The organism is Caballeronia temeraria (assembly GCF_001544795.2).
GTDB classification, from domain to species: domain Bacteria; phylum Pseudomonadota; class Gammaproteobacteria; order Burkholderiales; family Burkholderiaceae; genus Caballeronia; species Caballeronia temeraria.
The window spans coordinates 21,653-44,375 of the sequence record NZ_FCOI02000009.1 but is presented as its reverse complement, the minus strand read 5'-3'; the positions used below and the strand labels follow the sequence as shown (position 1 = coordinate 44,375).

The 22,723-nt window shown below is 62.5% G+C and carries 24 protein-coding genes; 16 read left to right on the top strand and 8 right to left on the bottom strand.

The features are described 5' to 3' along the window. Positions 1 to 13: 13 nt before the first annotated feature. The 8 genes from AWB76_RS15165 to AWB76_RS15130 are packed head-to-tail and all read left to right on the top strand — an operon-like array spanning position 14 to position 8,471. Positions 14 to 1,231 (top strand): CpaE/TadZ family protein, encoded by a 1,218-nt coding sequence (locus tag AWB76_RS15165; protein ID WP_061160952.1) that lies wholly within the window; start codon positions 14 to 16, stop codon positions 1,229 to 1,231. Further along, the gene (locus AWB76_RS15160; protein WP_061160951.1) at positions 1,231 to 2,625 is read left to right on the top strand and encodes a TadA family conjugal transfer-associated ATPase; all 1,395 of its coding nucleotides are present in this window, start codon (positions 1,231 to 1,233) and stop codon (positions 2,623 to 2,625) included. The genes AWB76_RS15165 and AWB76_RS15160 overlap by 1 nt, the downstream gene beginning before the upstream one ends. Then, the gene (locus tag AWB76_RS15155) at positions 2,622 to 3,593 is read left to right on the top strand and encodes a type II secretion system F family protein (RefSeq protein WP_061160950.1); all 972 of its coding nucleotides are present in this window, start codon (positions 2,622 to 2,624) and stop codon (positions 3,591 to 3,593) included. The genes AWB76_RS15160 and AWB76_RS15155 overlap by 4 nt, the downstream gene beginning before the upstream one ends. Then, on the top strand, positions 3,590 to 4,549 hold the full coding sequence (locus tag AWB76_RS15150) for a type II secretion system F family protein (RefSeq protein WP_061160949.1): 960 nt from the start codon (positions 3,590 to 3,592) through the stop codon (positions 4,547 to 4,549). Before AWB76_RS15155 ends, AWB76_RS15150 begins: the two co-directional genes overlap by 4 nt. Beyond that, positions 4,546 to 5,460, top strand: a complete 915-nt coding sequence (locus tag AWB76_RS15145) for a tetratricopeptide repeat protein (protein WP_061160948.1) — start codon at positions 4,546 to 4,548, stop codon at positions 5,458 to 5,460. The genes AWB76_RS15150 and AWB76_RS15145 overlap by 4 nt, the downstream gene beginning before the upstream one ends. Next, entirely contained in the window at positions 5,457 to 5,966 is a 510-nt protein-coding gene (locus tag AWB76_RS15140; RefSeq protein WP_061160947.1) for a TadE/TadG family type IV pilus assembly protein, read from the top strand. Before AWB76_RS15145 ends, AWB76_RS15140 begins: the two co-directional genes overlap by 4 nt. Beyond that, positions 5,963 to 6,622: a TadE/TadG family type IV pilus assembly protein gene (locus tag AWB76_RS15135; RefSeq protein WP_167357756.1), complete on the top strand. Its 660-nt coding sequence runs from the start codon at positions 5,963 to 5,965 to the stop codon at positions 6,620 to 6,622. The genes AWB76_RS15140 and AWB76_RS15135 overlap by 4 nt, the downstream gene beginning before the upstream one ends. 25 nt (positions 6,623 to 6,647) lie before the next feature. After that, a complete protein-coding gene (locus AWB76_RS15130) occupies positions 6,648 to 8,471 on the top strand; it encodes a TadE/TadG family type IV pilus assembly protein (protein ID WP_244173372.1) in 1,824 nt (607 codons plus the stop codon). 9 nt (positions 8,472 to 8,480) lie between these two features. Here the strand turns inward: AWB76_RS15130 and AWB76_RS15125 are convergent, their stop codons facing one another. Next, on the bottom strand, positions 8,481 to 8,873 hold the full coding sequence (locus AWB76_RS15125; RefSeq protein ID WP_061160946.1) for a low affinity iron permease family protein: 393 nt from the start codon (positions 8,871 to 8,873) through the stop codon (positions 8,481 to 8,483). 54 nt (positions 8,874 to 8,927) lie between these two features. Between AWB76_RS15125 and AWB76_RS15120 the strand changes: the two genes are divergently transcribed. Next, the gene (locus AWB76_RS15120; RefSeq protein WP_061160945.1) at positions 8,928 to 9,500 is read left to right on the top strand and encodes a DNA-3-methyladenine glycosylase; all 573 of its coding nucleotides are present in this window, start codon (positions 8,928 to 8,930) and stop codon (positions 9,498 to 9,500) included. A gap of 9 nt (positions 9,501 to 9,509) precedes the next feature. Here AWB76_RS15120 and AWB76_RS15115 read toward each other — a convergent pair whose 3' ends face one another. The 4 genes from AWB76_RS15115 to AWB76_RS15100 are packed head-to-tail and all read right to left on the bottom strand — an operon-like array spanning position 9,510 to position 14,119. Next, a complete protein-coding gene (locus tag AWB76_RS15115) occupies positions 9,510 to 10,709 on the bottom strand; it encodes an ABC transporter substrate-binding protein (RefSeq protein ID WP_061160944.1) in 1,200 nt (399 codons plus the stop codon). Between the two features lie 43 nt (positions 10,710 to 10,752). Continuing rightward, complete coding sequence (locus tag AWB76_RS15110) at positions 10,753 to 11,460, bottom strand: ABC transporter ATP-binding protein (protein ID WP_061160943.1); 708 nt, start codon at positions 11,458 to 11,460, stop codon at positions 10,753 to 10,755. Next, complete coding sequence (locus AWB76_RS15105; RefSeq protein WP_061160942.1) at positions 11,457 to 12,242, bottom strand: ABC transporter ATP-binding protein; 786 nt, start codon at positions 12,240 to 12,242, stop codon at positions 11,457 to 11,459. The genes AWB76_RS15110 and AWB76_RS15105 overlap by 4 nt, the downstream gene beginning before the upstream one ends. Continuing rightward, positions 12,239 to 14,119: an ABC transporter permease gene (locus AWB76_RS15100; protein WP_061161118.1), complete on the bottom strand. Its 1,881-nt coding sequence runs from the start codon at positions 14,117 to 14,119 to the stop codon at positions 12,239 to 12,241. The genes AWB76_RS15105 and AWB76_RS15100 overlap by 4 nt, the downstream gene beginning before the upstream one ends. Before the next feature lie 7 nt (positions 14,120 to 14,126). On the opposite strand from AWB76_RS15100, the gene AWB76_RS40915 reads away from it, so the two are divergent. The 4 genes from AWB76_RS40915 to AWB76_RS15085 all read left to right on the top strand — a co-directional run bounded on the left by AWB76_RS40915 (position 14,127) and on the right by AWB76_RS15085 (position 17,384). Continuing rightward, the gene (locus AWB76_RS40915; protein WP_157696130.1) at positions 14,127 to 14,294 is read left to right on the top strand and encodes a hypothetical protein; all 168 of its coding nucleotides are present in this window, start codon (positions 14,127 to 14,129) and stop codon (positions 14,292 to 14,294) included. Between the two features lie 25 nt (positions 14,295 to 14,319). Then, positions 14,320 to 14,511: a hypothetical protein gene (locus AWB76_RS15095; RefSeq protein WP_061160941.1), complete on the top strand. Its 192-nt coding sequence runs from the start codon at positions 14,320 to 14,322 to the stop codon at positions 14,509 to 14,511. Between the two features lie 146 nt (positions 14,512 to 14,657). Next, positions 14,658 to 15,992 (top strand): glutamine synthetase family protein, encoded by a 1,335-nt coding sequence (locus tag AWB76_RS15090; protein WP_061160940.1) that lies wholly within the window; start codon positions 14,658 to 14,660, stop codon positions 15,990 to 15,992. A 15-nt stretch (positions 15,993 to 16,007) separates the two neighbouring features. Further along, a complete protein-coding gene (locus AWB76_RS15085; protein WP_061160939.1) occupies positions 16,008 to 17,384 on the top strand; it encodes an aspartate aminotransferase family protein in 1,377 nt (458 codons plus the stop codon). Here AWB76_RS15085 and AWB76_RS15080 read toward each other — a convergent pair. Beyond that, a complete protein-coding gene (locus AWB76_RS15080) occupies positions 17,368 to 18,264 on the bottom strand; it encodes a LysR substrate-binding domain-containing protein (protein WP_061160938.1) in 897 nt (298 codons plus the stop codon). The two genes, AWB76_RS15085 and AWB76_RS15080, sit on opposite strands and share 17 nt — an antisense overlap. 67 nt (positions 18,265 to 18,331) lie before the next feature. Next, complete coding sequence (locus AWB76_RS15075; protein ID WP_061161117.1) at positions 18,332 to 19,285, bottom strand: 2-hydroxyacid dehydrogenase; 954 nt, start codon at positions 19,283 to 19,285, stop codon at positions 18,332 to 18,334. 255 nt (positions 19,286 to 19,540) lie between these two features. On the opposite strand from AWB76_RS15075, the gene AWB76_RS15070 reads away from it, so the two are divergent. Further along, positions 19,541 to 20,923, top strand: a complete 1,383-nt coding sequence (locus tag AWB76_RS15070) for an MFS transporter (protein WP_061160937.1) — start codon at positions 19,541 to 19,543, stop codon at positions 20,921 to 20,923. Between the two features lie 61 nt (positions 20,924 to 20,984). On the opposite strand, the gene AWB76_RS15065 is transcribed toward AWB76_RS15070, so the two are convergent. Beyond that, positions 20,985 to 21,620, bottom strand: coding sequence for a TetR/AcrR family transcriptional regulator (locus AWB76_RS15065; RefSeq protein ID WP_061160936.1), 636 nt, complete (start codon positions 21,618 to 21,620; stop codon positions 20,985 to 20,987). A 151-nt stretch (positions 21,621 to 21,771) separates the two neighbouring features. Here AWB76_RS15065 and AWB76_RS15060 point away from each other — a divergent pair, with 151 nt between their 5' ends. Together AWB76_RS15060 and AWB76_RS15055 are read left to right on the top strand one after the other, a co-directional pair. After that, the gene (locus AWB76_RS15060; protein WP_061160935.1) at positions 21,772 to 22,203 is read left to right on the top strand and encodes a YybH family protein; all 432 of its coding nucleotides are present in this window, start codon (positions 21,772 to 21,774) and stop codon (positions 22,201 to 22,203) included. A gap of 14 nt (positions 22,204 to 22,217) precedes the next feature. Continuing rightward, positions 22,218 to 22,661, top strand: coding sequence for a VOC family protein (locus AWB76_RS15055; RefSeq protein WP_061160934.1), 444 nt, complete (start codon positions 22,218 to 22,220; stop codon positions 22,659 to 22,661). Positions 22,662 to 22,723: the final 62 nt, after the last annotated feature.

Here is a 22,723-nt window from a genome sequence, read left to right as displayed (position 1 = left end):
CAAAAGGCCAGCCATGAGCACAGAGTTCTCTTTCTCGAAGAGCAAGTCCGGCACGCGCAACGCGGATTTCATCGCTTTCGTCTCCGATCGCAAGACCGAGCAGATCGTGAAGAGCTTCGTGCTCGAACAGGCGTTGCCGCACGCGCATATCGTCGTGGGCAATGTCGACGATGCCATCGCCTATCTCGCCCGCGTCGACCGCTCGCCGCTCTTCCTGCTGGTCGACCTGCAGGATTCGGTGATGCCGCTCTCCGATCTCGGCCGCCTCGCCGAAGTATGCGAGCCGTCGGTGCAGGTCGTGGCGCTCGGCGAGCGTAACGATGTCGGCCTGTTCCGCAGCCTGCTCAAGATCGGCGTGCGCGATTACCTCGTGAAGCCGATCACGGTCGAGCTGCTCAAGCGCACGGTCAATGTCTCCGAAGGCAAAGTGAGTCCGGTGATGCTTGCGCGCGCCGGCAAGACGATCGCGTTCGCGGGCTCGCGCGGCGGCGTCGGCGTGACCACGCTCGCGCTCAACGTCGCGCGCCATCTGTCGGAGGACACGCACCGGCGCGTCGCCTATGTCGATCTGAACCTGCACGGCGGCGCGGCGAATTCCATGCTCGGGCTGCAAAGCAACAACGGGCTCATCGACGTGCTGCAGAACGTGCATCGTCTCGATCCGCAATACGTGGAGCGCACGCTCGTCGCGAAGGGCAGCCGGCTCTTCATGCTGTCGGCGGAACACGAATACGGCGCCGCGCGTCCGTTCGGCCCGGGCGCCTTGCCGCGCGTGCTCGAACTGCTGTGCGACAGCTTCCATTACGTGATTCTCGATATCGGCATGGTCACCGATCCGCTCGCGCAGGAAGCCTTCGATCATGCGGCGCGCGTCTATCTGGTCGCGGACCGCTCGGTACATTCGACGCGCGAAACGATCCGCCTGCTGCGTCACATCGAGGATCGCGACAACAATCCGCCGACCTCGCTGCTCCTGAACAATCCGAACGCCGTTTCCGCCGGCAAGGTGCAGACGAACGACTTCATGGCGGCGATCGGCCGCAACGTGCTGTACGAAATCCCGTTCGAGGCGAAGTCGCTCGCAACGGCCGAGAACCTCGGTGAAGCGCCCAAGGAAAAAGCCGTGAACGGCTTCAATCAGATGATCACGCGCATCGGCGGCGACCTCACCGGTCAGCAAATGAACGCCGAGCGCACGTTCTTCCAGAAGCTCAGGCTCAGGAGAGGCTGATGTTCGGTCAGAAGCAGGTTCCCCGCACACCCGATCCGGACGCGGCACCCGGCGGGGAAGCCGCGCCGGTGGCCGAAGCGCCGCCGCCGGCCGCCCCGCCTGCGCGCCCGCATGCGCCGGAAGGCAGCGAAGTGCTCGTGCGCTCGGACCTCTTCAAGGTGATCCGAAACGGCGTGTTCGCCTCGATGAATCCCTCGGCCGCCGTCGGCAAGTCGCGCGAGCAGATGAAGCCGGGCGTCGAGCAGCTCGTGCTGGACGTGGCGGAGCGCGAGCGCCTGAACGTGACCATCGCGGAGCAGGGGCAGATCGTCGGCGAATTGCTGAACGACATGTTCGGCCTCGGTCCGATCGAACCGCTGCTCGCCGACGACACCATCACCGACGTGCTCGTCAACGGGCCCGATCAGGTCTGGGTCGAGCGGCACGGGCGGCTCGAACTGACCCACTGCAAGTTCCGCGACAACACGCACGTCATCAACGTGGCGCAGCGCATCGCGGCGGGCGTCGGGCGGCGCGTCGACGAAAGCAGCCCGATGGTCGATGCGCGTCTCGCCGACGGCAGCCGCGTGAACGTCGTGCTGCCGCCGCTCGCGATCCACGGCGCATCGATCTCGATTCGTAAGTTCTCGAAGCGCAACATCACGCTGCATCGCATGGCGACGCAGGGCAACCTGTCGCCCGCGATGGCCAACGTGCTCAAGCTCGCGAGCACGTGCCGGCTGAACGTCATCGTGTCGGGCGGCACGGGCTCGGGCAAGACGACGCTGCTCAACGCGCTGTCGCACTTCATCGGACACGGCGAGCGCACCGTGACGATCGAGGACGCGGCTGAACTGCAACTCGTGCAGCCGCATGTCGTCAGTCTGGAAACGCGCCCGGAAAACGCCGAAGGACTCGGCGCCGTGACGCAGCGCGATCTCGTGCGCAACGCGCTGCGGATGCGGCCCGACCGCATCATCCTCGGCGAGACGCGCGGCCCGGAAGCCTTCGACGTGCTTCAGGCGATGAACACGGGCCACGACGGCTCGATGACCACGATCCACGCGAACACACCGCGCGACGGCATCACGCGTCTGGAATCGATGGTGATGATGGCCAACGGCAATCTTCCGCTGCTGTCGATCCGCCGTCAGATCGCGAGCGCGGTGCACATGATCGTGCAGATCGAGCGCATGCGCGACGGCATGCGCCGCGTCACGCGCATCACCGAACTGGTGGGCATGGAAGGCGACGTCATCATCACGCAGGATCTCTTCACGTTCCGCTACGACGCGAGCGCGTACAGCGAGGAAGTGAAAGGCGTGTTCGAAACGGGCGCCGTGCGGCCGGCGTTCGCCGCGCGCGCCGCGTATTACGGTCTCGAAGACGCGTTGCTGGAGGCGATGCGGCCATGACTTCCATCGACCTGATCACCTTCAGCGCCTTCGCCGTCGTGCTGCTGCTCGGCATCATGCTGCTCGTGGTACAGGACATGCGCAAGCAGCGCCCCGAAGCGCGCATTCAGGCGCGGCTGCAGGCCGCATTTCCGTCGGCGGGGATGACCGGACGCGAAACGCGCGACGACTCCGACCTCTTCACGTTCAATCGCAACGAGCACGTCGCGAGCCGCTGGTTCGCGCCGAAGATCGCGCGCCTCAAGACGGTCGCCGGCGCGAGCGGGCTGCGCTTCGTGATCATCGCGGCGGGCGTCGCCGAGGTCATTGCGCTCGCGATGTCGAAGCTGCTGCCGCTGCCCTCGTTCGCGACGCCGCTGCTCGTCTTCGGCCTGCCGGTGCTCGGCGCGATGCAGGCCTACAAGTTTCTCGTCGAGCGCTTCAAGCGCCGCTTTCTGGATGGCTTTCCCGATCTCATCGACCTGATCGTGCGTGCCGTGCGCGCGGGCGTGCCGGTGACGCACGTGATGGGCGTCGCGTCCGCCGAATGCGCCGAGCCGCTCAAGAGCGAATTCCAGTTGATGGGCGACGGCCTCAAGGTCGGTCTCGATCTGGAAGAAGTGCTGGCGACGGCGGTGACGCGCATCGGCATTCCGGATTTCTCGTTCTTCTGCGTCTGCCTGCTGCTTCAGCGCGAGACCGGCGGCCAGCTCGGCGAAACGCTGGAAAACCTGGCGGGCATCGTGCGCAGGCGTCGCGAAATTCGTCAGAAAACCAAGGCGCTGACGGGCGAGGCGCGCATCACGACCAAGATTCTCGCGGCGGTGCCGTTCTTCATCCTGGGCAGCATGTTCCTGCTCAACCGCTCGTATCTCATGGTGCTGTTCAACACGTCGGCGGGCCAGAAGGTGCTGACGTGCGCCGGGATTTCGCTCGCGATGGGCCTGGGCATCGTTCACAAGATGTCGAAACTGGATACCGCGCGATGAGCCAGGACAACATCGAAACACTGATCAACCTGCTGATGCTGCTCGCGCTCGTCGTCGGGATCGCGCTGTGGTGGGCAACCAAGCACGGCGGGACGCGCGGCCGCATTGCCGAGCGCACGCGTCAGGCCGCGCTCGTGCAGCGCAACGAAAGCGCGTTCGCCGAAGAAGACGACGGCGACGGCCTCGCCGCGCGTATCACGCATCGCCTCGCGCGCCTCGGCGACCGCCTGCCGTTGTTCGACGCCAAGTACCGCGCGAAGCTGCGCGCGCAGATGATCCGCAGCGGTTATCGCAGTCATTCGGCGGTGTCCGTCCTGCTGGCGATCAAGTTCGTCGTCGGGCTGATCTGCGCCGCGTTCGCCGTGATGCTCGGCTCGCACATTCCGGTGGTCGGCGGCTATCCGGCCGTGCGCGGCGTCATGATGCTGCTCGTGTTCGTGGTCGGCATGATCGTGCCCGAGTACGTGATCGCTTTTTTCGCGTCGCGGCGGCGCAAGGCGATGGCGTCGTGCCTGCCCGATGCGCTCGATCTGCTCGTCATCTGCACGAACGCGGGCAACAGTCTCGGCGTGTCGATCCGGCGCGTCGCCGACGAAATGAAGAGCATCTGCCCGCCGCTTTCCGGCGAGTTCTCGCTGACCGCCGACGAACTCAAGCTGTCCGGCGACAGCACGCGCGCGCTGCAGGCGCTCGCCGATCGCATCGACCTGCCGTCGATCCGCGCGCTGATCTCCACGCTCACGCAGTCCATGCGCTACGGCACGCCGATCACGCATGCGTTGCGCACGCTGTCGCATACCGAGCGGCTCGCGCACATCGTCGCGATGGAAGAAAAGGCCGCCAAGCTCGCGCCCAAGATGGCCGTCCCGATGATGCTCTTCATTCTCCCCGCCGTGATGCTGATCGCTGCGGGCCCGGCCGTCATTCAACTCATCAGTGTCTTTGCAAAGAAATGAAGACCACACGGATTCCACTTACCGGCAAGCGCCGCCTCGGACTCGCGGCCGGCTGCGCGACGCTCGCGATCGCGCTCGGCGCGTGCACGACGACGACGACGACCCGCCAGAGTTTCGACACCCACGGCGTCATGCGCAATTCCTCGCCCAGTTCGATGAGCGAGCTGCGCATCGCCGACACGGCGCTCGAATCGGGCAACGTCGAGCTCGCCACGTCGCTCTATGAAAAGGCGGTGCAGGCGGACCCGCACTCGGTCGCTGGACTGACGGGACTCGGCAACACGCTCTACATGGTCGGCGACTTCACGCGCGCGGGCGTCTTCTACGATCGGGCCAGCAAGGCCGATGCGAAGGCGACCGCGCCGCTCATCGGGCTTGCGCGCGTCGCCATGCGTCAGCGCCGCTTCGACGACGCCATCGCGACTTACCAGCGTCTGCTCGTGCTGACGCCGGACGAACCGCTCGCCTCCGCCGGACTGGGCGCCGCGCTCGACATGAACGGCGATCACAAGGGCGCGCAGCGGGTGCTGCGCCAGGCGCTCAGGAAGAACGTAGGCGATCCGCTGCTCTCGGTGAATCTGGGCCTGTCGCTGACGCTCTCCGGCAATCCGCGCGAAGGCGCGAACGTGCTGCTCGACGTCACGCGCTTTCCCGCCGCGCCGCCGCAGGCGCGCCAGGATCTCGCGCTCGCCTACGGGCTGCTCGGCAATCGGGAAGCGGCCGCCGAAATCCTGTCGCGCGATCTGCCGAAAGCATCGGTCGAGGACAATCTGCGCTACTACGACATTCAGCGCGAGCTGATGTCGCAGCGCGCGCCGTCGATATCGTCGGTGTTGCCCGCATCGTCGTCTTCGTCGGCGAGGCCGGCCGCCATCCCGACGGCTCAGGTGCAGACGACGCGTCTCAAATGAAAGCCTCCGCGCGCCGCCGCCCTCGCCCGCCAGCCGTCGCGACGCAGCTTCTGCGCGACGAGCGCGGCATCGCGTCGATCGAGTTTGCGTTCGTCATGGTCCTCGCGGTCATGGTCATCATCGGCACGGTCGAGCTCGCGATGGAAATGATCGTCGACGCGATGGTGCAGGCCGCGGCACAGGAAGCGTCGCGCGTGGGTCTGACGACGACCGCTCCGGCCACGGGCACGCGCGTGCAGCAGGCGCAGAAGATCGTCGAGAACATTCTCGGCGGATGGAGAAACATCGGCGCGACCATCAAGGTGACCGAGCTGAACTACGGCAGCTACGGCTACAACAACGCCGCCAGCACGACCTACGTGCCCACGCAGGACATGGGCGGCTACGGCGACGTGGTGGCCTACAACGTCCAGCTCACGATGCCCGGCTTCACCGGCATTCCAGCGATGTTCGGCGTGCCCCTGCTGACCTTCCAGCGCAATTTCCTGGTGCAGAACGAGAAATGAGAACGATCAGCGAAACCTGGGAATCGATTGGCGGAAAGCTCGGCCGCATGCTGCGTTCGGATCGCGGCAGCGTGTCCATCGAGTTTGTGTTGATCGTGCCGATGATGATGATCGTGATGCTCGGTTTCGCCGAGGTCTACATGTATATGCGCGCCGTCAGCGCAGTCGATCGCACCGCGTTCACGCTCGCCAACACCATCGGTCAGATGACCTCGATCATCGCCGACAACAACGACACCACGGATGCGAACAGCTATGGCTCGCTATGGCAGGACGCGACGCTGATCGCGGCGCCGTATCAGCTGAAGGCGAACGGCATGGTCTACGTGACCTTCCTGTGCGATCCGGATGCCAGCAACAAATGCAAGGACATGGATACCACCATGACGAAGGCCACGCCGAAAATCCGGTGGACGGCCTCCCCGACTTCATGGATCAACAGCAAGAGCGCGAGCATGGCGTCGAAGATCTCGTCGACGAGTCCGCTGCCGACCTCTTGGCCGTTCCGCACGGGCGATTCCGCGATCGTCGTGGAAGTCTTCCTCTCCTATAACCCGTTCACGATGACCTCCAATTTTCTGTCGGGTCTGCCGGGTCAGCAAACCGTGTATCGCCGCGTGTACGTGCGCCCGCGCTCGATGCGAGCGTTCTACTGACATGCGCAGGATCATGGACGCCCACATGAAAATCAGACGCACACGCCTCGGTTCGATGCTGCGCTCGTGCAGCCGCCCGTCGAACGCCGAAAAGGGCAGCGTCGCGATGATGTTCGCGATGTGTGCGAGCGCCATGATCGGTTCCATGTGCATGTCGCTGGATGCGATCGACTACGTGATGACGCAGGGCCGCATGCAGATGGCGCTGGATGCGGCCACGCTGTCGGCGGGCGCCGATCTCCAGCGCTACGGCAATACGCCGACCGGCGCCAATCTCGCTACGTGGCAGGCCGACGCCCTCGCCTATTACAACGCGAACAGTCCCGCCGGCGTCCTCGGCTTCACCATGCCGGACGCGAATTTCAGCGCGACCGTATCGGGCGCGCCGTCGACCGGGCAAACCATCGTGCTGTCGGCGTCGGGATCGCTGCCGCTGCTTGCGCCGAAGGTTCTCAGCACGACATCGGGCAACGGGTCCGGCTCGGGATCCAGCGGCGGCGGGACATCGCCGGGCACGTCGACGATATCGGCGACCAACACCGCGCTGCGCCTTCCGCAGAGCACGCTCGAGCTCGTGATGGTGCTGGATAACACCGGCTCGATGAAAGACCCCGCGAACGGCATCTCGGGTCCGACCAAGATGAGCGGCCTGCAAACCGCGGCCAACGCGCTGATCTCCGATCTGCTGCCGAGCGGAAGCAGTTCCACCAGCAAGAACTTCATCGGGCTCGTGCCATTCGCGAGCACCGTCAACACGACGGGCGCGCTGCCGTCCACCGGAAGCTGGCTCAGTTCGGTGCTGCCGACCTACAACACCAGCAACATATCGACGAGCACGTGGAACGGCTGCGTGATCGAGCCGCGCACGAACAACAATCTCTCGCCCGAGGCCTATTCGCCGACGGACACGCGCAAGTTCCAGCGCTACTACTACAACGTGCCGACGACCAAGCTGAAGGTCATCACGTATAGCTCGTCGAGCCGCTACAACAATTGCGATACGACGAACAGTACTTCGTCATCCATATCAAATGTGCCGTTCACCATCGGCTCGTCGGGCCAGGCGAACAAGTGCAACAACCCGACCGCCGGAACGGGCACCGGCATCGGTACACAGTTCGACGAGACCAACACGACGGGCCAGAATCTCACGCAGAATTCCGGCTGCCTCGCGACTTCGATGACGTTCCTCACGCAAAGCTCGAGCACGCTCACCACGGCCGTCAACAAGATGACGCCGTCCGGTTCGACGGTCATTCCGGTCGGTCTCCTGTGGGGCTGGCGCATGCTGGAGCCGTCGTGGTCGCAGAATGTCGCGGGCGCGAAGAACGGCTGGACGTCGACGGACCCGAGCCTGCCGAAGCCCACCGATGGCTCCGTGCAGAACCTGCAACGCGTGATGATCGTGCTTACCGACGGCCTGAACCAGATCGGCGCGGCCGGCTCCATTCCCAACACGCTGTATTTCAACGGCTTGTCCGGCGTCGGCACGAACAGCCTGTCGGCGCCGACCGTGCTTCGTGCAGACGGCAGCAAGATGTCGAACGCGCTCACGGACTCGTCGGAGCTGCATGGCGGCAGCGTCAAGGACCCATCGAGCGGCAACAACGCGGGCTACCCCGACGACGCCAATTCCTACCAACTGGCGATCTGCTCGGCGATCAAGGCCGCCGGCATCACGATCTATTCGATCACCTTTGGCGCATCCGCATCGAGCTCGACCGCGCAGCTCACGATGCAAAGCTGCGCGAGCCCGGGCAACTATTACCACGCGCCGGACAACACGACGCTCGATAACATCTTCCAGCAGATCGCCGGGAATCTGGGCGTGCTGCGTCTGACGAAGTAATGCGCCGCCCTACCGCTCCGCTTCGCCGGAGCGGTCTTCGCCATGCCCGAACGAAGGCATGTCGATATCCTTGCTCGCCGAGCGAAAGTCATCGCGCGCTTCCTGCGCCAGCTTCTCGTAACGCAGGCGGAACACCTTGAGCTCCTTTTCGTCGAGCTCTTCGAGCTTGATCTGCATCGCGGCGGTGTCGCGATTCTGCGTGTTCTGGATGAGGAAGACCATCAAAAAAGTGACGATGGTCGTCGACGTATTGATGACGAGCTGCCACGTGTCGCTGAAGTGAAAGAGCGGCCCCGACGCGGCCCATACGATCACGAGCAACACGGCGATGACAAACGTCGATGCGCGGCCCGCCACTTGCGCGAGCGCATTCGAGAACCTGAGAAACCACGAAGTTTTCATTCGGCATCTCCTGAACATTGGGGTGTGCTACGCAGCGCGGCTAGAATACCGTTTATGAACACGAAGCCCGAACCCATCGATTTTTATGCATCGTCCGAGATCGTCGCGCACCGCCTGATCGGTGCAATCGTGACCGTCGATGGCGTCGGCGGCCGCATCGTCGAAACGGAAGCTTATGATCGCGAGGATCCCGCTTCGCACAGTTTCTCCGGCCCCACGCCGCGCAATGCAGCAATGTTCGGGCCGCCTGCGCATGTCTATGTCTATCGCTCGTACGGCATTCACTGGTGCATGAATTTCGTGTGCCGTGAACCCGGCCACGGTGCGGGAGTGCTGATTCGCGCAATCGAGCCGCTCTTCGGCATCGATGAAATGCGCGAGCGGCGCGGCCTCACGCCGATCAAACTGCTGTGCTCGGGGCCGGGGCGCGTCGCGCAGGCGCTCGGCATCACGCACAAGAACAACGGCATGTCGCTGCTCGAAGCGCCCTTTCATATCGCGCCGCCCGAGGAAGATTTCGCTGTCGTTCACGGGCCGCGCATCGGCATCAGCAAGGCGATGGATGTGCCGTGGCGCTTCGGGCTTGCCGGTTCGAAATTCGTCAGCAAGCCCTTTCCCAAGGATTGACGTTTCGCGTCACTCTGCCGGACGCAGTTTCTTCACCTCTTCGTCCGATGGCTGCACGCTCGCGCCATCGACATAACGGAACGACGTCATCACGCCCTTGCCGTCCTTCTGGCCCGTCACGCCAACATACGCGCCCATCGTCGACTGATTGTCCTGCTTGCGGTACGTGATGGGACCGAACGGCGTATCGACGGGCAAGCCCTTGAATGCGGCGGCGAGCTTGTCGGCATCGGGCGAGCCCGCTTTCTTCAGGCCGTTCGCGATCGACATCATCGCCGTATAGCCCACGACCGATCCCAGGCGCGGATAGTCGTGATACTTCGCCTCATAATCGGCAACGAACTTCTTGTTCGCGGGCGTATCGATCGAGTACCACGGATAGCCCGTCACGATCCAGCCGATCGGCGCTTCCTTGCCGAGCGGATCGAGATAATCCGGCTCGCCCGTCAAAAGCGACACGACCGCGCGATCCTTGAACAAGCCGCGCGTATTGCCTTCACGCACGAATTTGCCGAGGTCCGCGCTGAAGAGCACGTTGAAGATGGCGTCGGGCTTCGCGTCGGCGAGCGCTTGCGTGACCGCGCCTGCATCGACGTTGCCGAGCGGCGTGGCCTGCTCCGCGACGAACTCGACATCCGGTTGCGCCGCCTTCAATAAGCGCTTGAACGTGGCCACCGCCGATTGCCCGTACTCGTAATTCGGATACACGAGCGCCCAGCGCTTTTTCTTGAGCTTCGCGGCTTCGGGCACGAGCATCGCGACCTGCATGTAGGTCGACGGACGCAGACGGTACGTGTATTTGTTGCCGTCCTGCCAGACGATCTTGTCGGTGAGCGGCTCGGCCGCGAGAAAGAAGATGCGCCTTTGCTTCGCGTAGTCCGCGAGCGCGAGACCCGTATTCGACAGATAGCCGCCGAACAACAACTTCACTTGCTCGCGCGTGACCAACTCTTGCGCGACGCGAACCGTATCGCCGGGATTGCCGTTGTCATCGCGCGAAACGACTTCCAGCTTGTTGCCGTTGATGCCGCCTGCCGCATTGATCTCGTCGAGCGCGAGATTCCAGCCGTTCTTGTACGGCATCAGAAACGCAGGCTGCGCTTTATAGCTATTGATCTCGCCGATCTTGATGGTATCGGCGTGCGCGGCGAAGGCCATGCCCGCTGCAATGGCGGCCAGGGTCAGGTGCATGCCTGCACGAATCGTCATTTAAGTCTCTCCTCTTCCAATGTATTTCAATGTATGGCTTGCTTTAAACACCTAAGAACTCGCGGCGCGCGGCATCGTCGCTGGCGAATGCGTTCATCGCGCCTTCGTGGCGTATCTGGCCTTTCTCCAGCACATACACGCGATCGCTGACGAGTTCCGCGAAGTGCAGGTTCTGTTCCGACAAAAGTATCGCGAGCCCTTCGCGCTTCAGTTCGAGAATCATATCGGCCATCTGTTCGACGATCACCGGCGCGACGCCCTCTGATGGCTCATCGAGCAGCACGAGGCGCGGATTGCCCATCAGTGTGCGCGATACGGTGAGCATCTGCTGCTCGCCGCCGCTCATGCGGCTCGCGCGGCGGTTGCGCATTTCGGCGAGATTCGGGAACACGCGAAAGAGCTTGTCGGGCGTCCACGACGGCGCGTTTTCGCGCGGCGGCTGGCGGCCCGTGTCGAGATTTTCCATCACGGTGAGATCGCCGAACACGCGGCGATCTTCGGGCACATAGCCCAGCCCTCGTCGCGCGATGCGATGCGGCGCCATGCCCGCGATGTCCTCGCCCATGAACGACACCGCGCCCGATATGCGCGGCAACAGGCCCATCACGGCTTTCATCGTCGTCGATTTGCCCGCGCCGTTGCGGCCCATCAGCGCCACGACTTCGCCACGGCCGACTTCGAAGCCGACATCGAACAAGATCTGCGCGCGGCCATAGAACGCGTTCAATGCATGGACTTTCAGCATCGTCATGACGATGCTCCCGCGCTCAACGCCGCACGCGGCGAGAACGATGCGCCCGTGCCGAGATAGACCTCGCGCACACGCGCATCGTTGCGGATCGCATCGGCGTTGCCTTGAGCGATCAGACGGCCGCGCGCAAGCACGATCAGCTTGTCCGCATGCGAGAACACCACGTCCATGCTGTGCTCCGTGAACAGCACGCCGATGTTGCGCTCCTTCGCGAGCCGCGCAGTGAGTGCCATCAATTCGTTGCGTTCTTGCGGCGCCATGCCTGCGGTCGGTTCGTCCATCAGCAATAACTTTGGATGATTCGCGAGCGCGATAGCAAGTTCGACGCGCTTCACGTCGCCGTATGCGAGCACCGCGCAACTGCGGCGCGCATGCATGGTCATGCCGACGAGATCGAGCAAGGCCATCGCTTCATCTTCCTTCCATGACTCGACGCGGCTGAAAAGGCGATAGATGCGCCGCTCGCGCGACAGCAATGCCATCTGCACGTTTTCGAGCACGGTCATCGAATTGAATGTTGCGGCGATCTGAAACGTGCGTCCTACGCCACGTCGCCAGATATCGCGCGGACGCATGCCGGCGATATCGTGACCGTTCAGGCGGATCGCGCCCGACGTCGGTTGCAACTGGCCGTTGATCATGTTGAAGCACGTCGATTTGCCCGCGCCGTTCGGGCCGATCAATGCGAGCAACTGCCCCGCTTCGAGATCGAACGAGACATCGTCGACGGCTTGCACGCCATCGAACGACTTCGAGAGATGCGCGATGGAAAGCAAGGTCATCGCGCCTCCCTGAAGAAGCGCTCGCGCACGAAACCCGCGATGCCTTGCGGAAACGCGATGACGAGCACGAGGATCGCCGCGCCGAGCAGCGCTTGCCAGTAATCGGTCTGACGCGCGACGGCATCCTGCAGCCACGTGAACACGCTCGCGCCGACGATCGGACCGGCCAGCGTCTGAATGCCGCCGAGCAGGACCATCACGAGGCCATCGACGGAGCGGCCCACGCTGATCGCTTCGGGCGAGATGTTGCCTTTGGAGAACGCATAGAGCGAGCCTGCGAGTCCGCAGACGAGCGCCGCGACGATGAACGCAGCCCACTGCACGCGCGCGACGTTCACGCCGATTGCTTCGGCACGCAAGGGCGAATCGCGACCCGCGCGCATCGCGAGGCCGAGTGGCGAGAACAGCATGCGGCGCAAGAGCCAGACGCCGATCACCGCAAAGAAGAGCGTGAGGTAATAGAACGCGACGGGCGACGACAGCCACGCCGACGGCCAGATGCCCAATATGCCGTTGCTGCCGCCCGTCACCGCGTCCCATTGAAAGACGACGGACCAGACGATCTGCGCGAACGCGAGCGTGAGCATCGCGAGATAGACGCCGGACAGGCGCACGCAAAACCAGCCGAACACGATCGCACCGATGCCCGCGATGAGCGGACCGAGCACGAGCGCGGCTTCCATCGGCAATGCAAAAACCTTGAGGAACAACGCTGCGCCGTATGCGCCGAGGCCGAAATACGCCGCATGACCGAACGAGTGCATGCCACCCGATCCCATGATGAAGTGCAAGCTCGCGGCGAACAGCACCGCGATCATGATCTCGACGAAAAGCACAGGCATGTACGGAAACGCATCGGCGGCGACAGGCGCGAGCGCCAATGCGATCACGATGGCAGCCGCAACGATCTTCACGTTGCGCGTGGCCGGAATCAAGGGCTGATCGGCGGGCGCGGCAGAACGCGCGATCGACTGTGCGCGTCCGAAGAGTCCCCACGGACGCAGCACGAGCACGACAGCCATCACGACGAATTCCGCGACCAGCGTGAACTTCGACAACGAGAAGTCGACGCCCATGATCGATACATGTCCGATGCCGATGCACATCGCCTTGATCTCCGCGATCAGCAGCGCCGCGACGAACGCGCCGGGTATCGAGCCCATGCCGCCCACGACGACAACGACGAACGCATTGCCGATGGTGTCGATATCGAGCGAAAGATTCGCGGACATGCGCGGCACCTGCAGCGCGCCGCCGAGTCCCGCGAGCATCGCGCCGACGAAGAACACGCCGGTGAAGAGCCACGCCTGATTGACGCCGAGCGCGCCGAGCATCTCGCGATCCGCGCTCGCCGCGCGCACGAGCGTGCCCCAGCGCGTGCGCGTGAGTGCGTACCAGAGCGCGAGCAGCACGAGCGGACCGATGACGATCAACGCGAGATCGTATGTCGGCAGCGCATGACCGAGCAATTGCACGGCGCCTTCGAGATGCGGCGCGCGCGGGCCGAACAGATCCTCCGGTCCCCATAGCCACAACGCGGCGTCGCGAATGATCAATACGAGCGCGAATGTGGCAAGCAGATGAAACAGCTCGGGCGCGCGATAGATGCGCCTCAGCACGCCCACTTCGATCGCCGCGCCGATTGCACCGACAACTAGCGCCGCGCCCGCGACCGATGCCCAGAAGCCCGCCACGCTCGCACCGAAGCGGCTCGTCAGGCTATACGCGACATACACGCCGAGCATATAGAGCGAGCCGTGCGCGAAGTTGACGATACGCGTGACGCCGAAGATGAGCGACAGCCCCGACGCGACGAGAAAGAGCGCGCAGGCATCGGCTAAGCCATTGACGAGTTGAACGAGCAGGTTCGAGAGCATCGGCTCGGTGAGCATTTCGACTGAAAGAGCCGACATTATCGATGAATTGAGCAACAGTCTCGTGGCGCAACAAAATAGTCGCGCCCGCGACCGATGGAAAAAACGTATTGACGGCTTTTACGGCTCGTATATGCTGGCCGAAGGGCAATTGTCGGCATCGGCAATTGCTCTGTAAATTCACTCGACCAACGAGTCTTATCGTGACAGTCCAAAGCCCTCTGGCACGCTGGAGCCGCAACTCCTGCGCCGATCGCTGCGGCAAGCTTCCCGATCGCCGCTTCCTGTCGGTTCTGACCGTCCTTTCCCGCCGCTGCGTGCGGCGTCGCAACGCGATTTCCGCCCGCGCATTCATCGCCGTGCATTGCGTCGGCGCGGCTTCGTTGCTGCCGTAGCGCCTCCTTTCGTTTTCTCTTCGCCCAGGTACTGGCCCGCGCGCGTGCATACGCACGCGTGAATGCGCGCGCCTGCTCTTTTGCGCCTTCGCGATGCATCGCGAAGGCGGTGGAAGCGCGCGCCCTTTCGAAACACGAGAACGAAAATGGAACGCATCGACGAATTTCTGCGCAAGCATCGCATCACCGAAGTTGAAGCGATCATTCCCGACATGGCGGGCACCGCGCGCGGCAAGATCATTCCGCGCAGCAAGTTCGAATCGGGTGAAGCCATGCGCCTGCCGCAAGCCGTGATGATCCAGACCGTGACGGGCGACTATCCCGTCGATGGCAGCTTCACCGGCGTCACCGATCCCGACATGGTGTGCGTGCCCGATCCGACGACGATCCGCCTGATTCCGTGGGCCACCGATCCCACCGCGCAAGTAATCCACGATTGCGTGCATTTCGACGGCACGCCCGTTGCGATTTCGCCGCGCCGCGTGCTGCGTGAAGTGCTGCAAAAGTACGCCGCAAAGGGCTGGCGCCCTGTCGTCGCGCCGGAGCTCGAATTCTTTCTCGTCGATATGAATCGCGATCCCGATCTGCCTTTGCAACCGCCTGTCGGCCGAACCGGCCGCGCGGAAACGGGACGTCAGGCCTATTCGATCGATGCCGTCAACGAGTTCGATCCGCTCTTCGAAGACATTTACGAATATTGCGAGCTGCAGGAGCTGGAGGTGGACACGCTGATTCACGAAGTCGGCGCGGCGCAAATGGAAATCAACTTCCTGCATGGCGATCCGCTCAATCTCGCGGACCGTGTTTTTCTATTCAAACGCACCGTGCGCGAAACGGCATTGCGCCACAAGATGTACGCGACATTCATGGCGAAGCCGATGGAAAACGAGCCGGGATCGGCGATGCACGTGCATCAGAGTGTCGTCGACGAAGACACGGGCCACAATCTCTTCACGAATCGCGAAGGCGAACCGACCGGGCTTTTCTATAGCTATATCGCGGGCTTGCAGAAATATACGCCCGCGCTGATGCCGATCTTTGCGCCGTATATCAATTCCTATCGCAGGTTATCGCGCTTCATGGCCGCGCCGATCAACGTGCAATGGGGCTATGACAATCGCACAGTGGGATTTCGCGTGCCGCATTCGTCGCCTCAGGCACGGCGTATCGAGAATCGCATACCGGGCGTCGACTGCAATCCTTATCTTGCCATCGCCGCAACGCTCGCTGCTGGATATCTCGGCATGACGCAGCATCTCGAACCGACCGAGCCGCTTGCGAGCGATGGCTATCGCCAGCCTTATCAATTGCCGCGCAATCTCGACGAAGGCCTCACGCTGATGGGCGCATGCGAGCCGCTTGCCGACATGTTCGGCGAAAAGTTCGTGCGCGCCTATCTCGCGCTGAAGGAAACCGAATACGAAGCGTTCTTCCGCGTGATCAGCTCGTGGGAACGCAAGCATCTGCTATTGCATGTTTGAAACGGAGACGATGACATGAACGATCGAATCGATTCAACAGCGCATTACCGCGCGCTCGACGCTGCACATCATCTGCATCCTTTCTCCGACATGGGCGCGCTCAATCGCACGGGCAGCCGCGTGATCGTGAAGGCCGACGGCGTGTATCTGTGGGACTCGGAAGGCAACCGCATCATCGACGGCATGGCGGGTTTGTGGTGCGTGAACGTCGGCTATGGACGCCGCGAACTCGCCGATGCCGCGCTCGAGCAAATGCAGGCATTGCCCTTCTACAACACGTTCTTCAAGACGACGCATCCGCCGGTGATCGAATTGTCCGCCATGCTCGCGGAACTCGCGCCCGCGAAATTCAACCGCTTTCTCTATTGCAATAGCGGCTCGGAAGCCAACGATACGGCCTTGCGCGCGGTGCATCGCTATTGGGCCGTGCAAGGCCAGCCGGAAAAGCGCTATGTCGTCGCGCGCACGAATGCGTATCACGGCTCGACGATCGCAGGCGCCACGCTCGGCGGCATGCGCTACATGCACGAGCAGATGCCGTCGAAGATGGAGCATGTCGAGCATATCGATCAGCCTTACTGGTTCGGCGAAGGCGGTGAAATGAACGCTGACGATTTTGGTCTCTCGCGCGCGCGTCAGCTCGAAGAAAAGATCATCGAAATCGGTGCGGAGAATGTCGCTGCGTTTATCGGCGAGCCGTTTCAGGGTGCGGGCGGCGTGATCTTCCCGCCATCGACTTACTGGCCTGAAATCGAACGCATCTGCCGCGAACACGATGTGCTTCTGATCGCCGACGAAGTGATCGGCGGATTCGGACGCACGGGCGAATGGTTCGCGCATGAGCACTTCGGCTTCGAGCCGGATGTCATCACCATGGCGAAAGGTCTGACGAGCGGCTATGTGCCGATGGGCGCGGTCGCGCTATCGGATCGCATCGCCGATGCAATCGTGAACAGCGGCGAGTTCAATCACGGCTTTACTTATTCGGGGCATCCGGTCGCGGCCGCGGTGGCCGTCGCGAATCTGAAGCTGCTGAGAGATGAAGGCATCGTCGCGCGCGTGAAAAACGACGTGGGACCGTATTTCCAGAAGCGATTGCGAGAAGCATTGAGCGATCATCCGATCGTCGGTGAAATTGCGGGTGCAGGACTCGTCGCGGGCATTCAGCTTGCCGAAGATCGCGCGACGAGAAAGCGCTTTGCCAATAGCGACGATATCGGCACGATATGCCGCGACTTCTGCTTCGCGGGCAATCTCGTGATGCGCGCGAGTCACGATCGCATGGTGTTGTCGCCGCCGCTCGTCGTCACGCATGACGAGATCGACGAGATCGTCGACAAGGCCCGCGCAGCCATCGATGCCACCGCGTGCGCCATCACGCGCGCCGCGTAGCGAAGTATTCCGCCGCCATGTGCCTGAAGGCCGTGACGGCGGGATTATCCTGATCGGAACGCCACGCCATGCTCATTTCGGCCTGCACGGTATTGCCGGCGATGTCCCTGAACTCGACGTTGTCGTAATGAAATCGCTGCGACGACGCCGGCAGAATCGATAACCCCAATCCCGCGCGAACGAGCGAAAGAATGGTTGGCGTCTGATCGATGTATTGCGTGAAATTCGGCTTCGCTTCATCGGCGACGAGCATACTCATGATGCGGTCGTAGAAGTATTTGCCGTGCGTGGGCGAATGCATGATGAACGCCTGCTCGTGCAATTGCGCGAGTTCGAGCCGATCGAAGCGGCACAACGCGTGTCCGGCCGGCAATGCGACGATCATCGGTTCGCGATCGACGAGAAGAAACTCCACTTTCTGCCGCGAAGGCAAGGGCCGCATGAAACCTAGATCGATCGCGTTCGCCTCGAAGGCTTCGATCTGCGCGACGGAAATCATTTCGAGCAATACGACATCGATATCCGGCAAATCACGCTTCGCCGCGACGAGCAACTCCGGTATCAACTCGTATCCCGCAGCGCCCGTGAAGCCGATGCGCACGCGCCCCGTCTTGCCTTTGCTCGCGCGCCTCACGGTGCTTTCGGCTTGCTCTGAAAGATTGAGCAGACGCGTTGCATCGGCGAGAAACACGCGCCCCTCGGTCGTCAGCTTGACCGCGCGGCCGACGCGTTCGAAGAGCTTCACACCCAGGTTTTCTTCGAGCAGATGAATCTGCCGCGAAAGCGGCGGCTGCGTCATGTTGAGCAGCGCGGCCGCGCGCCTGAAGTTCAGTTCCGTCGCAGCCGCGACGAAGCAACGCACTTGTCCGAGATCGAGCATTCGTAATCGACGTTGATGTGATTGCCGATCATTATATGTTCGCCCCGGACGAACTCACGCGCATGCGTCAGGTCGTGAGACTGCCTTCGGGGCGCTGTCCTGCAAGAGCTTGAGCGAGAGACGCGAGCACCATCTCGCCCATTGCCGTGCGCGATTCGATCGTCGCGCTCGCGCGATGCGCCTGGAGCACCACGCGATCCATCGCGAACAATTCGGCCGGCACGTTCGGTTCGTCGACGAAAACATCGAGACCCGCGCCTGCGATCACACCGCGCGACAATGCCTCGACGAGATCGCTTTCCTCCACGAGCTTGCCGCGCGCGATGTTGATGAGATAACCGTCCTTGCCCAATGCATCGAGCACGGCGGCATTGACGATGCCCTTCGCTTTATCGGCGGCGGCGGCGAGCACGAGAATGTCGCTTTCACGTGCGAGCGACAGCAGATCCGGCACGAAGCGATAGTCGATATCGTCCATCTGCCGCACATCGGTATAAGCGATCGGACAACCGAACGCGGCGGCGCGCTGCGCAATCGCGCGTCCCACTTTGCCGAGTCCAACGATACCCACGCGCTTGCCGCTGAAACGGCGCGACAAGGGAATTGCGCTCGGGCTCGGGTTCTTCACCCACTTGCCCGTCTTCACGAATTCGTTACCGGGGCAGATCTCGCGCAGCGTGGTGAGGATCAGACCGATCGCGAGATCGGCCACGTCCTCGGTCAACGCGCCGAAGGTGCCCGTCACCGGCAGGCCGCGCGAGCGGGCGAATTCGAGGTCGACCGCATCGGTGCCGACGCCGTTCACCGCGATCACCTGCAATGCGGGCAAGCGCTCGATGAGATCGTTTGAGATGCCCGTATGGCCGCCGGTAATCACGCCGCGAATCGATGCGCCGTGCTCGCGGATATACGCGTCCTTGTCTTCCTGCTCGAAGAGGCGATGCATCGTGTAAAGCGTGTTCAGCTTTTCATTGATGGCCGGTACGAGGATGGGATTCAGTTGCAGAATGCTCGGCTTCAATTCGCGTGCTCCGTGATGTTCGTTTGCGATGTGGAGCGCATGATGTCCGCTTTTACCGGCGACGTCCAATCCCAAAACGCTATCAATTGATCCACGAATCGAAGCATCGAAAGCAGCGTTCCGATCGATTCAATCCGGGAATCAGGTAATAGCAATAAAAGATTGGACGCTCTTGCCCACCGTGCCCACAATTCGAAGCATCAGAAGGCATATCGACAATAAAGCCTTGAAAACGACATCGGAGACAACAGCGCAATGAGCAACGCTGACGGCATCATCGCTTCCTCGAAGGCGGAACCTGTAGCGGAGAAACACACGAAGCATCGCTGGGTCGTGATGGGTTTGATCTTCTGCATCTGGGCGATCGCCTGTGCGGATCGCGCGAACTTCGGCATTGCGCTGCCTTATCTGAAGAAGGAATATCACATCACGAATACCGAGGCCGGGCTGATCGTGAGCCTGTTCTCGTTCGCTTACGGCTTCGTGCAGATTCCCGTCGGCCTGCTTTATAAGCGTCTCAGCGAAAAGACGACAGGCCTGCTGTTCTCCGTCTTCATGATCCTCACATCGGTATTCACGGGATTGATGGGCACGACGTCATCGGTGTTTTTGCTGATGGCGTATCGCGTGGGCCTCGGCCTTTCCGAAGGGCCGCTCGGCATCGGCTGCACGAACGTCATCAACCGATGGTTCCCCGCGAAGGAAAAAGGCACGGCCACGGGCCTGTGGATCGCCGCATCGAAGCTCGGGCCGCTGATCGTGCCATCGGTGTGCATCATCGTGATCCAGTTGTGGGGATGGCGCGAGATCTTCTATGTATTCGCGGTGCCGGGCATTCTGCTCGCGGTCGTATGGATGTTCTTCGTCACCAACTCGCCGGGCGAGAACCGCTACTGCTCGCCGGCCGAGCGCCGCTATATCGCCGATGAAACGACCGTCGGCGGCAATAACAGCAAGTCGCTCTCCCGCGCGCAGATGAAGCCGATGCCCCGGCTCGACGCAATCAACCGCACGAAGCGCGTGCCGCAACTCGAGACGATTCGGCAGGTCTTCGGCTCGTGGAATATCTTCGGGATCGCGCTGGGCTATGGCTGCATGATCGGCATCAGCAACATCTTCATCTCGTGGATTCCCACTTATCTCGTCACGGTGAAGGGCTTCGCTTCGGTGAAGATGGGCTTTCTGGCATCGGCGCCTTTCATCGGCGCGGTGACGGGCAACATGCTCGGCGGCATCATCTCGGATCGCCTGCTCGGCGGCCGCCGCAAGCCGATGATGATGCTCGGCGCACTCGGCACCATGATCATGACCTTCCTGCTGATCGATGCGCCCGACAGCGTCGCGTACCTCGGCGGCGCGCTGATTCTCGCGGGACTGATGCTCGGCATCGGCTTTGCCGGTTACTCCGCCTATCCGATGGGCCTCGCAACCAAAGCCACCTATCCGACGGCATTCGGCATCGTGAACTCGGTGGGACAGATCGGCGGCGCATGCGCCCCGCTTGCGGTAGGCCTCTTGCTCGACAGCTATAGCTGGACCGCAGTATTCCTGTACATGGTCGGAACCGCGACGCTATGTCTGCTGTTGCTCTTCAGCGTGGTCGAGCCAGTCGCCGACGACGCCCGCCCCGCGAAGTAACGTCGAATCAGCCGATGAATCGCGCCGCTCGATGCGGCGCGTTTTTTTTGGTAGCCGCGAATCAGAGCCCATTCTCGACCATGTCGAGCAGGCGGGCAGCAAGCGGATCGATCTGGGCGCGCTTCATGCCCTGCAACGGGCCTTCGATCACCAGCAGCGCGAAGCCATGTACCGCGCTCCATGCGAGGTACTCCGCTTCCGGTCTGCGCTTCGCTTCGAGCGCGCCCGCCTCGACCATGTCGTCCAGTGCGCGGCTCAATAGCTCGAATGGATCGAGGCCGCTCGGGCCCGCGCCATACGATCCCTCGTGTTCGAGCCACTCCGCTTGCGGCGCCGTGAAAGCCGTGCGAAAAAGTCCGGTTTCCGTCTGCGCGAAACGCAGATAGCCCGTGCCGATGGCGCGCAATCCCGCGCGCGCGGCATCGGCGCGGCGGCGCTTTTTCGGACGCGCCGCCAGTTCCTCTTCCATCGCCTGCGCGACGAACGACAACGCAGCCGAACGCACCGCCGATAGCAATTCCTGACGGCTCTCGAAGTGCCGATAGGCCGCGTTCGGCACGACGCCCGCGCGACGCGTGGCCTCGCGCAAGACGATCGCATCCGGCCCGCCCTCGCGCGCGAGTTCGATGCCGGCATCGATCAGCGCACGTTTCAGATCGCCATGCCGATACGTGCTTCGCGGTTTGCCATTCGTCATTTCGATTCGTCGGGCTTTTCTGATGTGGACACTGTCCATTATCTCTGCTACTTTTTGTGGACGGTGTACACAACGAGAAAAATAGTTCTGTATCGATGCTTGCCGTTGCATTGTCACGACGCGCGAGCATCGTGTTCGACAGGAGGCTCGCATGACGAAAGCAAATGATCGTACGGATGCGCCTGAGGACATCGCGCGCATCCGCGAACTGATGGAAGCATGGCGGCAGGCTGTGCTCGCGAAAGACGCCGACGCCCTCCTTCGCCACTACGCGCCGGATGTCGTCGTGTTCGATGTCGTGCCGCCCGCTTCGATCAGGGGCGTCGAGCAGTATCGCGAGAACTGGCGGCGCTGGTTCGAGAGCATGAAAGGCCCGCTCACGTTCGAGATGCGGGAAGTGGAAGTCGCCGCGAGCGGCGATCTGGCTTATGCGCACACCGTCAACCGCGTCGCCGTGGGCGAGCAGGAGGACATCGTGCGCGCCACCGTGTGCTTCAGGAAGATCGACGGCGACTGGCGTGTCGTGCACGAGCACGCATCCGTGCCGCTCATGATGGATATGGACCCTGACGAGACGTCATAACCCAAGGAGCAGACATGCAAGTGCAACCCTATCTGTTTTTCGAAGGCCGCTGCGAAGAAGCGATCACGTTCTACCGCGAGCATCTCGGCGCGCAAGTCGTCATGATGATGCGCTACAGCGAAAGCCCGGAAGCCAACAAGGCCGAAACCGCAAGCGGCTGCGGCATTCCGGCGGGATCGGAAAACAAGATCATGCATTCGGCCTTCACCATCGGCGATTCGCTGGTGATGGGTTCGGACGGCATGTGCAGCGGCAAGCCCGAATTCAAGGGCGTATCGCTCTCGCTCACGGCCAACGACGAACAGCAGGCCGAAAAGCATTTCAATGCGCTGTCCAATGGCGGCCAGGTGCAGATGCCGATGACCCCAACCTTCTTCGCCAAGCGCTTCGGCATGGTCACCGACAAGTTCGGCGTCACGTGGATGGTGCTCGGCGGCGTAGAGAGCCATCCGCAGTAATCGTGCGGCAGGACGTCCGGCTGGAACGCGGCTTGCGCGCCTTTCATCGCATCAATTCGAAA